General features: G+C 42.8%; 12 protein-coding genes. All 12 read left to right on the top strand.

Features of this window, described 5'->3' with window-relative positions; genetic code table 11:
- The first annotated feature begins 67 nt into the window (after positions 1–67).
- The 12 genes from VY86_RS19305 (at position 68) to VY86_RS19250 (ending at position 13680) form a co-directional block, all read left to right on the top strand.
- A complete protein-coding gene (locus tag VY86_RS19305) occupies positions 68–517 on the top strand; it encodes a phage tail protein (RefSeq protein ID WP_046976169.1) in 450 nt (149 codons plus the stop codon).
- 41 nt (positions 518–558) lie between these two features.
- Positions 559–1632, top strand: coding sequence for a phage tail sheath family protein (locus VY86_RS19300; RefSeq protein WP_046976168.1), 1074 nt, complete (start codon positions 559–561; stop codon positions 1630–1632).
- A 56-nt stretch (positions 1633–1688) separates the two neighbouring features.
- The gene (locus tag VY86_RS19295; protein WP_046976167.1) at positions 1689–2984 is read left to right on the top strand and encodes a phage tail sheath family protein; all 1296 of its coding nucleotides are present in this window, start codon (positions 1689–1691) and stop codon (positions 2982–2984) included.
- A gap of 64 nt (positions 2985–3048) precedes the next feature.
- A complete protein-coding gene (locus VY86_RS19290; protein ID WP_046976166.1) occupies positions 3049–4311 on the top strand; it encodes a phage tail sheath family protein in 1263 nt (420 codons plus the stop codon).
- An 18-nt stretch (positions 4312–4329) separates the two neighbouring features.
- Positions 4330–4788 (top strand): phage tail protein, encoded by a 459-nt coding sequence (locus VY86_RS19285; RefSeq protein ID WP_036837170.1) that lies wholly within the window; start codon positions 4330–4332, stop codon positions 4786–4788.
- Positions 4785–4964 (top strand): DUF5908 family protein, encoded by a 180-nt coding sequence (locus tag VY86_RS19280; RefSeq protein ID WP_023045795.1) that lies wholly within the window; start codon positions 4785–4787, stop codon positions 4962–4964. The genes VY86_RS19285 and VY86_RS19280 overlap by 4 nt, the downstream gene beginning before the upstream one ends.
- Entirely contained in the window at positions 4951–5634 is a 684-nt protein-coding gene (locus tag VY86_RS19275; protein WP_036837167.1) for a CIS tube protein, read from the top strand. The genes VY86_RS19280 and VY86_RS19275 overlap by 14 nt, the downstream gene beginning before the upstream one ends.
- The gene (locus VY86_RS19270) at positions 5631–7181 is read left to right on the top strand and encodes a phage baseplate assembly protein V (protein WP_046976165.1); all 1551 of its coding nucleotides are present in this window, start codon (positions 5631–5633) and stop codon (positions 7179–7181) included. Before VY86_RS19275 ends, VY86_RS19270 begins: the two co-directional genes overlap by 4 nt.
- Positions 7182–7193: 12 nt before the next feature.
- Positions 7194–7616 carry a GPW/gp25 family protein gene (locus tag VY86_RS19265; RefSeq protein WP_046976164.1) on the top strand — a complete coding sequence of 141 codons (423 nt, stop codon included), beginning with the start codon at positions 7194–7196 and terminating at the stop codon, positions 7614–7616.
- Complete coding sequence (locus VY86_RS19260; protein ID WP_046976163.1) at positions 7613–8026, top strand: hypothetical protein; 414 nt, start codon at positions 7613–7615, stop codon at positions 8024–8026. The genes VY86_RS19265 and VY86_RS19260 overlap by 4 nt, the downstream gene beginning before the upstream one ends.
- A gap of 85 nt (positions 8027–8111) precedes the next feature.
- On the top strand, positions 8112–10829 hold the full coding sequence (locus tag VY86_RS19255) for a hypothetical protein (protein ID WP_046976162.1): 2718 nt from the start codon (positions 8112–8114) through the stop codon (positions 10827–10829).
- On the top strand, positions 10822–13680 hold the full coding sequence (locus VY86_RS19250; protein WP_046976161.1) for a hypothetical protein: 2859 nt from the start codon (positions 10822–10824) through the stop codon (positions 13678–13680). The genes VY86_RS19255 and VY86_RS19250 overlap by 8 nt, the downstream gene beginning before the upstream one ends.
- The last annotated feature ends 81 nt before the right edge of the window (positions 13681–13761 follow it).

The following is a 13761-nucleotide window of genomic DNA, read 5'->3' as shown; positions in this document are numbered from 1 at the left end:
TGCACTAAAAAACAAAGCAATAATCGCTTTTAATTCGCAATATAAATGAAAAATAAAGGAAATAATTATGGCCACAACTACAGATCAAATCGCTGTTGACTACCCGATTCCTACTTATCGATTTGTTGTCTCTGTTGGTGATGAACAAATCCCTTTTAACAGCGTTTCGGGGCTCGATATTACTTATGATGTTATCGAGTATAAAGATGGTACCGGTAATTACTATAAAATGCCGGGCCAACGTCAGTTAATCAATATTACGCTACGTAAAGGCGTATTCCCTGGGGATACTAAACTTTTTGACTGGCTTAACTCCATTCAACTTAATCAGATTGAGAAAAAAGACGTTGCAATTAACCTGACCAATGAAGCCGGTACCGAAATTTTAATGACCTGGAGCGTAGCAAATGCTTTCCCAACCTCATTAACCTCCCCTTCTTTTGATGCCACCAGCAATGATATTGCGGTTCAAGAAATAAAACTTACTGCGGATCGGGTAACCATTCAGGCAGCTTAAAACATTTACGCAAAATACCGCCCAATAATTGGAGGCAATATATGACAACAACAACTTATCCCGGTGTTTATATTGAAGAAGACGCCTCGCTGTCACTTTCAGTTCGTACAAGTGCGACAGCAGTTCCTGTTTTTGCCGCCGCAAATGGAAATTCATTTATAAATGACTATTCCCGTATTAATAGCTGGTTGGAGTACTTGAAATTAAAAAGTGGGCCGTTTAGTTCCGCCGATGTACTTGATATTTCACTACGCGCCTATTTTATTAATGGCGGTGGATATTGTTATCTCGTCAAAACCACAGACTTAGCAGCACAAGTACCAAAACTTGACGATGTCACATTACTGGTTGCTGCTGGAGAAGATATCAAAGAAGCCGTAAGCACACTTTGTCAACCCGGCAAAGGATTATTTGCTATTTTTGATGGCCCACAGAATGATACCAATATAAAAACACCAGAAACAGCACTCCAACCTTATCCCACTACCCATTACGGCGCAGTTTACTACCCCTGGCTGACCGCTGAATGGGGAGAGAGAAAAGCCCCCGTTGATATTCCGCCCAGCGCAGTAATGGCCGGTATTTATGCCAGTGTTGACAATAGTCGAGGAGTCTGGAAAGCGCCAGCTAACGTCCCAATTCAAGGAGGATTACAACCTAAACACCCGGTAACTGACGACCTGCAAGCACAATATAACAAAAATAAAGCACTCAATATGATCCGTATCTTTCCTAAGAGCGGCACATTGGTTTGGGGAGCCAGAACACTTGAGGATAGCGATAACTGGCGTTATATCCCGGTTCGCCGCCTGTTTAACAGCGCGGAGCGGGATATTAAAAATGCCATGAGCTTCGCGGTATTTGAACCCAACAGCCAACCCACCTGGAAAGCGGTCCATCGGGCTATCGATAATTATCTCTATGCCCTCTGGCAACAAGGCGGACTGGCAGGCGACAAAGCTGAACAGGCTTACTTTGTTCAAATCGGTAAAGGCACCACCATGACCGAAGACGATATCAAACAGGGCAGAATGATCGTCAAAGTGGGTATGGCGGCGGTTCGCCCGGCTGAATTCATTATTCTGCAATTTACCCAAAACGTTGCCCAGTCTTAATGGAGCGGTAACTGATTCAGGATCGCCGCCTATTTACCCTATTAAAGGAAAACCTCATGGCTTCTGCAACCTATGCCACACCGGGCGTTTATATTGAAGAAGACGCCTCATTATCGTTATCGATTAACACCAGCCCCACAGCTATTCCCGTTTTTATTGGTAAGTTTTTCAAAAAAGACGGCAGCCAACCAGCAAAAGGGAGCTGTATTAGAATCGCCAATTGGTTGGATTTTACTTCGCAGTTTTCATTATCGCCTGCCGTGTCAGTACAAGCTACAGGTGACGGAGATGAAAAAACCTATACTGCCACTGTCACAGCCACTTCTCTCAGTGCCTTTGCTGTACAACACTATTTTAATAATGGTGGCGGTGTCTGTTATCTGTTGCCATTAGTAGAAACTGTACCAGATGAAGTGACAAAAGAACTAGAAACGCTGCCAGACCTGATTGAAAAACAACAGGAGATTACCTTACTGGTCTGTCCTGAAACGAATACAGCATTAAAACAGAAAGTCTACGATGCGGTAAATTCGCTGTTAAAAGACAAAGTGGGTTACTTCCTGATTGCTGATAGTACAAATGGGACAACAGATAAACCAACTACCCAGGCAGATAAAACCGCTGTCTATTACCCTGATTTAGTGACTTCTTTTACCTATAGTCAACCGGCGGATGATAAAATTGCTCTGCACGATTATACAAACGCTAATACTCTAGCCGCACTAAAAACAGCTTCACCAGAGGAATATGCTAAAGCTAAAAAAACCATCAATGATGCATTAAGAGCCACTAAAATTATCTTACCCCCAAGTGCCGCAGTCGCGGGAGCATATGCAGCAACCGATGTCAATCGTGGTGTCTGGAAAGCTCCTGCTAACCTGGCATTGAACAATGCTAAGCCGTCTGTGGCGCTCACAGATACCGATCAAGGAACCATGAATGAAGCGGGTATTAATGTCATCCGTGCCTTTACCGGCAAAGGCACGCTAATTTGGGGATCCCGCACATTAGATAAAACGGACAATTGGCGCTACATCCCGGTTCGACGTTTATTTAATGCAGCGGAACGGGACATCAAGAAGGCAATGCGATTTGCCGTCTTTGAACCCAATAGTCAACCAACTTGGAAACGGGTACAAGCAGCCATTGACAACTACCTCTATCAACTCTGGCAACAAGGAGCACTCGCGGGAAACAAACCGCAAGAAGCTTACTTTGTCCAGATTGGTAAAGATATCACCATGTCCGACACTGATATTAAGCAAGGGAAGATGATTGTCAAAGTCGGTATGGCCGCCGTGCGTCCAGCTGAATTTATTATCCTTCAATTTTCACAAAACGTAGCACAGTAATCGAACTGAGACGCGGTTTAACGCCGCGTCCATTCAGTCCAGTGTTGAATAAGAGGAGACAATAATGATAACGGATATAAAACAGCCTGGCGTCACAATAGCGGAAAATTCAATATCTCTGAAACCAAATAATGAATTTATCGGTGTACCGGTTTTTATTGGTTATACCCCAAAAAAACCAAGCAATAAAACCACCGTTAAACTAAACAGCCTGACTGATTTTACCCCAAATTTTGGTGAATCAGGATTAACCTATTATTCAGTGCGCCACTTTTTTGAAAACGGCGGACAACAAGCCTATGTACTGTCATTGGGTCATGATAAATCGCTAACCGATTTTCAATTATTGATCACCGCCCTACAACAGGAGTGGGTAAAACAAGCGATTTCCGCAGAACATGAAATCACGCTAATTATCGCTCCTGATATTACCCGCTTTAACCAAGATGATAGCATTACCCAAGGAATAAAAACCGGGTTATTAGTACTTGATTTTTTCATAGAACCACTCGGCAGCCTAGGATTAGAGGTTATCACTCACACTAAAAAAGCCCTCTGGCAACAAGCATGGCAATCAATACTCAATCTTTGTAAAAGTCGACGCGGCATCATGGGGTTACTGGATGCCCCAGACGATCCAACACTAGCAGCTGATTGCCTGGCTAATTTTTCCTCAAGTGATCGACAATGGGGCGCCGTATATTGGCCAAGACTGATAAGCACTTATCAGGAGAAAGATAAACATATCGTACTTTCACCTACCGCTGCGGTCGCCGCCGTCATCCAGCGTAACGACAGCCAGAAAGGAGTATGGACCGCGCCCGCCAATGTAACTTTAGCCAAGGTGATCAGCCCGGTACGCTCTCATATTGAAGCCGATAAACTCTTTAATCAGGACGGCACCTCACTGAATCTGGTTCGCAGCTTCCCCGGCAAAGGCATTAAAATTTGGGGATGCCGCACCTTGGACAACAAACCCGATTCTCCCTGGCGCTATATCCAAATCCGCCGTCTGGTTTCCTATATTGAAACCCATATGACTCAACTGGGCCGCGCCTTTGTCTTTGAACCCAATAACGCCATCACCTGGATGAAGTTTAAAGGTCAGGCTTACAACTGGCTGCGTCAGTTATGGTTAAAAGGCGGGCTGCGCGGCACCCAGGAAGATCAAGCATTTGAGCTACTGCTGGGTGTTAACGAGTCAATGAGTGAAGCGGATATGCTGGCCGGAAAAATGATCATGAAAATCAGACTAGCCCTGTTAACTCCAGCGGAATTTATTGAGCTGAGTCTGACATTTGATACCCGTACCGGAACCACCAATTAAATTAAACAGGGGCAAAACATGCACAATCTCTACACCCCGTCAGTGTCACACCGTTTTATCGCCAGCTTTCTTTTTAACAATATCCCCAGCCCGCTCGACATCGCCTTTCAACGGATATCAGGTCTGAGCCGTGAGCTACAAACTACCCAACACAGCCAGGGCGGGGAAAATGCCAGAAATGTCTGGCTGGCCGAAAAAATCCAGCATGGCAGCCTGGTGCTGGAGCGCGGTGTCATGACGATCACACCGCTAACCTTAGTGTTTGATCGCGTCCTACGCGGCGAAAAAGCGATTTATGCCGATGTTGTCGTCATGCTGCTAAATGAAAAATCTTTACCCGTGGGAAGCTGGACAGTCAGTAACGCGCTACCGGTTCGATGGTCCACCAGCGACTTTGATGCCAATAGCAACGCCGTTTTGGTGAATTCCCTGGAATTACGTTATCAGGATATGCGCTGGTTAGGAGTGAAAGCATGACTATAGAAATTAAAGAACTGATTATTCAGGCCAAAGTCACTGATCCTGCGAGTGACCCATTATCCCCACGAACACTAGCCCAGGAAAAACTGGATAACGCCCGTCTGATCGACCTGGTGAAACAGGAAGTGCTAGACGCATTGCGGGAAACAGGAGGCTATTATGAGCTTAATTGAACGCGGCCTGTCCAGGCTCACCCTCACCGCCTTCAAAGACCGGGAAGGGAAAGTTTCCGTCGGCAGTTTACAGGCCATGTATAACCCCGACACGATCCAACTCGATTATCAAACCCGCTATCAACAGGATGAAAGTGTTAACCGTGCCAGCCAAAGCAGCCGCTATGTGTTATCTCAGCCAGCCGGATTGTCATTAATCCTACTGTTTGATGCATCAATGCCCGGTAATAACACACCAATAGAAACACAGCTTGCGACCCTGAAATCCCTGTGTGCGGTGGATGCCAGCACCAAAGTGCCCCACTTCCTGAAAATCAAATGGGGCAAAATGCGCTGGGAAAACAAAGGCTATTTTGCCTGCCGAGCCAATGGCCTCACCATTAATTACACCCTATTTGATCGGGATGCCACGCCGCTGCGGGCCAGCGCCACCTTATCCCTGGTTGCAGACGAAAGCTTCGTTATTCAGGCTACCGAACGGCAATTAAAATCCCCCCCAGCCACCGCGGTCAGCGTAACCGATATGCTCTCCCTGCCACTGATAGCATTGGGTGCAGGCGCTTCTCTGGCCGGTGGTATCGATTATCTCTCTCTGGCCTGGCAAAACGGTCTGGATAATCTTGATGACTTTACCCCCGGACAAACACTGCAAGCTAAGGGGGATGCATGAAAATACCCACAGTAACCATTAATATAGGTGGTAAAACACTCAATCAATTTACCGTGATCAGTCTGACAACAAACCATCACATCAATGGCATTCCTTCGGCCAACATCACTCTGGGCATAGCTGGTGATGCCAATCATATTTTTGACGCCAAGACGCAGGCTGAACTGGCAAGCTGCCGCCCAAGCCATGAACTTATTGTTCAACTCCAAAAAGCCGTGTTGTTTAAGGGCGTCATCGTTCGACAGACACTGGGACTTAAAGGTCAGGACAGCGTCGTTACTTTGACAGCAAAACATCAACTGCAAAAATTAACACATAGCTTTCACTCGCAGCTATTCAATAAACAGAGTGATGAAGCGATTATCAAGAAACTATTCAATCAAAACGGTATCCAAACAAAGATAAAACAAGCACCTCAACTCAAAACCACTCATGAGCAAATGGTGCAATTTCGTTGCAATGACTGGGCATTCTTAAAAAGCAGACTGGTTGCCACTAACACCTGGCTGCTGCCCGGCAATGAATCGGTTACGTTGACAACACCTAAGGCCCTGAACCATTCAACTGTGCATACGATCCACCAGCGTGGCAGCGATCAGGACATTGTGCTGTTTGAAGCGGATCTGCAATGGAATAACCAGCACAGCCCTAAAACAGTGAATATACGTGCCTGGGATATTGCCCAACAAAAGCTTTCTCAGGGAACTCAAGCGAAAAACAGCGGGCTTGGCAGTCACAAGCTAGCGATAGACAGTATCGAAACCCTGACCAGTCAAGAGTGGCAATGGGTTCTCAGCTACCCGCTGGATAATGAACAAACTAAATATCTTGCTCAAGGCATCATGGATAACCTACGAAGTCACAACGTATCCGGCAGTGTTGAAGTTGAAGGTAATGACCACTATCAACCGGGTGATCTCCTTGCACTAAACGGCTTTGGTCAAGGCATGGATGGTCAGGTGATTATCACCGGCGTCAGTCAGAAGATTAATCAACGACAAGGCTGGCGCACTCGGTTAACCTTAGGTATGCAACCAGACGTAGAACATCCCGTACCGCAAGTTAAAGAGCTGCATATCGGTATTGTGGAAAAATACCAGCAAGACAGCCAATCGCTGGGGCGTATCCCGGTCAGAATACCAGCATTAAACCTGACCAAAGGTGTCCTTTTTGCCCGGCTAGGTAAACCTTATGCCAGTCATGAAAGCGGATTTTGCTTTTATCCAGAACCGGGAGATGAAGTGATTATCGGATTCTTTGAATGTGACCCCCGTTTTCCAGTGATATTAGGTTCCATGCATAATCCTAAAAATAAATCTCCGGTAGAACCCAGTGAGAAAAATCAGATGAAAACCTTAGTCATCAAACAAGGAGATAACAAGCAGGAATTAATATTCGATAATAAAGAAAACACAGTGGCACTTAATTCGACTAAAAACCTCATCACTAATGCGCAGGAAATTAAAATACAAGCCGAAAAATCCCTAGCAGCCTCCGGAAAATCAGGGGTAGATATTAAAGGCTCGAAAATTAACTTAACACAATAATAAGGTATTAAGATGACAAGCAAAATATTAGCCGATATTTATGGCCGGGGATGGAAATTTCCGCCAGAGTTTTCCATTGAAACTGGAGTAGCAATGGCCGAAGGCGCCGAAAATGTTCGCCAAAGTATGAAAATCCTTTTTTTAACTGAACCCGGTGAACGGATTATGCGTGAAGATTATGGCTGTGGTTTGAATGATTATATGTTTGAAAATATCAGTGATGAATTGTTGTCGGAGATTCAAACCCGTATTGAAGAGCGAATACTGCGCTATGAACCCCGAGCAGAAATCACAGATATTCAAGTCAATCAAAAAACAGGTTCACCTAATACTCTACACATTCAAGTGACCTACTCCCTGAGAGGCAGCGGAATCAGTCAACAACTTGAGGGTATCCTTGAGGTCGGTGAAGGCCGGGTACAGGTGAGCTTATGAGCAAGCAATTAATCATTGATGGTGACAGCCTGCTATTCGAGCCGTTGTTTGGCAACCGGCAAGTCACGCTCCTGGGGCCAGCAACCATTAGAGGCAGTGGGCACACAAAAATACAGGGAAAAAATATCGCCATTATGGGTGATGAAAAAAAGGTACAGCTCCAGGCGCAATATATTACCCCCAGCCACCCGATACCTGGCATGGGAATGGTCACCATTGCCCAATTAGATACCAGCCAGCAGGTGAATTTTTGTCGCAGTCCTATCACAGTGATTGTTGCCGGGCAGCAATTTACCGCCCGTTTTACTCCGACACAGCCGGCGAATAGTCAGGCTGGTCCAGATATAACGACACCCAGTATGGGAAAAGGCCGTTTTATTGCCAGTCAATATGCCGTTAATGCCGGATAAATAGCCCTTCAAAATTCATTATTAAATAACGATCTTATTCTGTAAAAAGATATCAGAAATATATTCAAATAATAGGTGGTATAATATGGGACTCACCGAATTAAAAAATAAACTCGCCGCTATCATACCAGATACAGAATTTAAACTTGATGAAAAAAGTACGCTGGATATTTTAAACTGGCTACAAGAATACTCTAAGAAAATACCTTTCGGTCAAGAGAAAGAAAAATTCTGGGATAGCTTCTATTTTATTCAGGAAAATAATCCTGAGAAATTAGCAGATATTTACCATAATGCCAATAAAGCAAATAGTCATTTACCGGCACATCAAGCTTTTGTCCTGGCTTTTTTAAAGCTATTAGAAACGACCAAAGTGTTATTCAATACCTTCCCGGCACGGCATCGTGATCTTTATTACCGGGAATTATTGGGACTGAAACCGAGAAATGCACAAGCGGATAGCGTCGCCATAGGCATTACCCTGAATTCAGACAACCCAGAATATCTTATCCCTAAAGGAACCCTGTTTGATGCTGGGCAGGATAGCACCGGAAACCCATTACAATATGCATCAGATGCTGATCTATTAGCGAACCAAGGGAAACTGACCGATCTGCGTTGGTATCGGAAAAATAACGATGGCTGGAAATCTGCAATACCCCTTAACCTTTCAGATAACATTAAATTACCTGAAAACGGTATTAAGCTTTTTAGCCCAACCCCTAGTGATACCCCGGTCCTGTCTGGATATCTGATTACCTCTTCTTTATTTGCTATGTCAAAAGGAAAACGTAGTATTAAAATCATACTGGAAAAAGAATGGACGGATAATTCTGATCACATCGCCGCTAAAATCAGTTCGGGAAATGATTGGCTTTCCTTGTTGGTAGAAAAAGAAAATAACACACATCTTAAACTTTACTTATCAGCTAAGGACGCTCGTATCAGCCCTCCAGACAACCTTGATAATATGACATTTGATGTACCGGTCTTAAAACTGAGTACCACTCAAGGAATTATTCTACCCAAGATTAAAAGTATTGAGATCAGTATTAACGGCAACCACAATGTGCTCTATGCTTCTGACGACGGTATTGAACAAACAAATACAACCAGCTTCCCTTTTGGTCAATCACCGACATTAGTTTCTGGTTTTAATTTGGTTGCCCCGGAATGGTATGGCACTGAAAATGCAACACTCACTATTATTCCTCAATGGGTTGGATTGCCCAAAGAGAGTTTTAAAGAGTGGTATAAGGGGTATAAGAACCCTCAAAATCAGCCCACGATTACTACAAATGACGTATTTAAAGTACAGGGTTATTTAGTCACTTCTCAAAAAACGGAAGACAAGCTTAATGACGCTCAAGTATTATTTAGTGAAGATAAAGATAAAAAACTACAAGGAAAAAGTCTAACTTTCACTTTACCAACAATGAATTATCTTGTTGCAGACAGCCCATCACCTAATAACTGGCCTGCATCAATACGCATAAAATTGGATAAACAGGATTTTATGCATTCTCAATACAAGCAATCATCAGAAGGTAAGAACCCACCCTATACCCCACAAATCAGCGAGTTAGAAATTGAATTCAAAGCAGAAGTTAAAGCCGAACAATATTCCGTTTATCCCCTAACTCCTTTTGGCTGGGACAAAACAAACGCAGAAACGCCGTCATTGAGCAATGACACATTTTATTTAGGTTTTACCGATGTATTACCGGGGCAAACTTTATCTCTATACTGGCAATTAGAAGGTATTAGAGAACTCCCTTTATCTTGGTTTTATCTAAATAAAAATAATACTTGGCAGCCACTAGCTCAGCCAATTCACGACAAAACCCGCAATCTGTTTGCTAAAGGAAGTTGGAGTGCCCTATTACCTCAGGATGCCTCAAATCAAGCATCTCAAATGCCGACGGGACGGTATTGGATAAAGGCACAGATGAATGAAGTTAAACATTATCCCGAGATTAAAGGGTTGTTATACAACGCTACAACTGCCACATTAATCAACACCGAAACTGTCGAGCAAAATCACCTTATCAACAAGTTGGCAGCCGACAACATTAAACAACCAGTCAATACATCTGTTGCCATCAGCGAGGTGACTCAACCTTGGGCATCCTGGAACGGTCGCCCAAAAGAAACAGAACAAGCATTTCTCGCACGGGTTCCTGCCCGACTCTCCCATCGTAACCGGGTGTTGAGCTGGAGTGATATTGTCACCTTACTAAAAGAGAATTTTGTCAGCTTATTTGATGTCAAACATCCTTCCGCCAGTGAATTAACTAAGATTCCTGCACCGGAAAAGCGACAATTGATTGTAATCCCCAACAACCGTTATAGAGATAATAATGATGCGCTACGCCCAGAGCTGAATCCGTCCCAGTTGACAGAAATGGCCGAATGGATAGATCGATTAAGTAGCCCCTGGACAACTATTGAGATCACGAATCCAACCTACGTCAACGTCAAGGTGAATTATCAAGTTGTATTTATTTCGGGCGTTAACCCCGATTATGGACATCATCAACTACAACAAGAATTAAGTCAGAAATATATGCCGTGGGGAGAAAATATTACTATCGGCGTAACGCCAGGTAATCACATTGACTACTACCAGTTATTAGCCACGATTCAACAATCACCTCTGATTGAAAGAGTCACTGACTTAACTTTGAAAAAAGGCGAACTCACTGGTGCCGTTGGTAAAAGTATAGAAGCTAACGATAATGAAGTGCTGATTTTAGTTTGGCCGGAAAAACTTCCTCAAACCAAGGAACTGACAAATGAATAATCAAGATACCCTGTTTCCTATCATTAAAGACGATATTACCTTTGATACCTTACTCGCCCAAGCAAAAGCCGTTATTGAACAACAATCCGGCCAATGCTGGAATAATACAGGTGAGAATGATCCCGGTATCACTTTATTAGAAGCTTGTTGTTATGGTACATCCGATCTGGCCTACCGTCACTCACTGCCACTCCAAGATCTGCTTACGCCCAAAAATGAGGAGCAGACACTTAACGATGGTATTTTTCCCGAAGAATTTGGCCCACAACAAATATTGACTTGTGGCCCAATTACCGCAGAAGATTATCGCCGGGCTCTATTGGACTTACATGGCGACAACACTATTAATGGTTATTTTTTCTTTAATGATGCACAGCTCATTCGTGAGCCTGAAAGTGAACGCTATGAATACTGGTACAACAAAGAAAAACGTGAATACAGTTTCACGAAAACCTCAAACAGCGAACAATTAACACTAAGAGGAAACTATTGGCTTTATTTAACTCCTAGCCGAGAAACTGAAACTGATAAAACGCAGGCTCAGGAAAGCTTAGAAAACTTCCTAAGAGACAACCGTAACTTGGGAGAGCTCGTCAGTAAAATTATTTGGCTGGAGCCAATCGATTTATTATTAAAAATAGAGATTCAACTTGACGATGATGCCAAAGATATTGCTGATATAGTCGCTAAAGTTTATATGACGGTGGAACAAATGGTACTTGAAAAGCCATTACGCTATACCACACAGGACATGATTGAAAAAGGTTACAGTAATGAACAGATATTTGAAGGCCCTTATTTACGTCACGGTTGGATACCAGAGTTACCTCAAACTAAAGATTATACCCGCCCCACAGTATTAAATCTAAGTCCTCTGGTTAATCAGTTATTGGCTATAAAAGGGGTGAAAAATATTACTAAATTTACATTGGATGATTCCAATGTAAAAATTTCTAAGTTATCAAATGATAATTGGTCCTGGGAAATCAGGCTGGGGTACTACCCCAGACTATGGAAGGAAGATTCATTAGATTTGATTACTTCAGAAGAAAGCCCACTTACCATTACTGCTAAAAACGGGATTAAAGTCGTCGTTACTAAAGAACAAATAGCAGACAAAATAATTACAGAGCCTCTTATTCATACAAAGTCAGAATTATTAAAATGGGGCAAGCATCGTAAGGTACAGAATTATCACCCGGTGAGCAATAAATTACCCGCCTGCTATGGATTTCAAATAAACTCAGATCCACCGCAGCAAGCAAAATTACATCAATTTATGCTGCCTTTTGAACAAATGCTGGCTAATGGCTGTGCCGAACTCGCTTTACTGCCAAAATTATTAGCATTTAAACAACGGGAAAATATTGTACATGGCGCTCAGTTGCCTTTTAAGACCAATACAGTAGGTCAAAAAATCCATCAGGATATAGAATCTAATTTAAAAGAAAAGCTCGATAGTGATTCTCAAATCGAGAATAAAGGTGACAATCACAACTATAAAAAAGAGCTGACAATCCTAGATTATCTATTGAGATATTTTGGGGTTCAGCAAACAGCCATGCCAATAATACCAAACTTAAAAGCTGAAAATTATAAAAATTTTATATTTACCCAACGTGAGTATTTGGCTCAACAACCTGACCTAGCCTATCATCGTAATAATATTCGTATTGATAAAGTATCGGCACTGCAAAAACGTATTGCTGCTCGTCTTGGCTTGGGAGAAGAGTGTTTCAAAAAAAATCCAGAGCTAAATAAACTCCCTTTTTATTTAATTGAACATCGTCAACTTTTGCCGGTAAAACCCAACACGATATTCAATACTGGGCAAAAGCCTGATTCTCTGCAAGTTAGAGGTGATCAATTATGGATCACACGAAAAGATACGATAGGCCAATTATTGCCTGGTCAAATGATTGACCTGATTGTCGAGGGTGATAGAGGATTTACATTATGGAACCAAATAATCACTGAGGTGACAGAAGAGACATTCTGCCTTAACACCGCCAATAGCACCGCTCTGAAGCTCGATCTGGAAAGAGTAAAGCAGGCAGTTACAGACCAAAATCTACTCTGGCGTAATAGCTCAGTATGGATGAACGATATGGATTATCAACTGACTTATGACGATAAGGAACACCAAGACAACGAACGTTGGATTATCTCCAATCCCCAAACCCCGTTCCCTACAATGATCAAAGAGAAAGACGAAATCACTCTGAAATATGCAATTACACCAGATGGAGCTCTTGAATCATCTAAGGAGACTCCAAATCCTACTAAACCATTTACAGCACAGGTAGTTGAATTTGATCGCATTGAAGGCCGGATATTACTTAGACTAAATGAAAATGGAGACTCACAGACTTCTTTTCCGTCAGAAGCAAACGCCAAATTCTATCGCTGGTATTTCTCCAGCGAAAAATATGCCAAGACCGATCGCTTTTCATTTGCAGTGAGTGTCGTGATTAATCGCCAGCTCATTAAGAATGGCAGCTTCGATCCTTACAAACTGGAATCTTGGGTGAAAACTGAGATTTTAGCTGAATTTCCAGCCCATATTTCAATAATCATTCATTGGTTATCACAAGATCACTTTGAGGATTTTGCCTGTTCCTATAAACGTTGGCAAAACAATAGAGCCTCTTTAGGGCAAGAAGCGTATAGAATTTTAGAAACCTTAACCCTAGGTAAGCGACCGTCCATTGAAACAGGTATCGGCCGTATGCGAATTGCCACCGAAGAACAACGGATTAAAGTGATTGGGAATCATGAAGATGAATGGAACGGAAAGGTAATAGAAGATAATCAGTTATTATATGTACCAAAAATATTCAGTCAACATTAGCCTTAGCAAAAATAATAGTAAATATTAATTCGTTTTTAACAATAGATAAATTAATACATCTCCACTATGAACAACATTAAT

The sequence above is a fragment of the Photorhabdus thracensis genome, from assembly GCF_001010285.1.
Lineage (GTDB): Bacteria > Pseudomonadota > Gammaproteobacteria > Enterobacterales > Enterobacteriaceae > Photorhabdus > Photorhabdus temperata.
The sequence above is the reverse complement of the archived record's forward strand: the minus strand, read 5'-3'. Positions and strand labels throughout refer to the sequence as shown.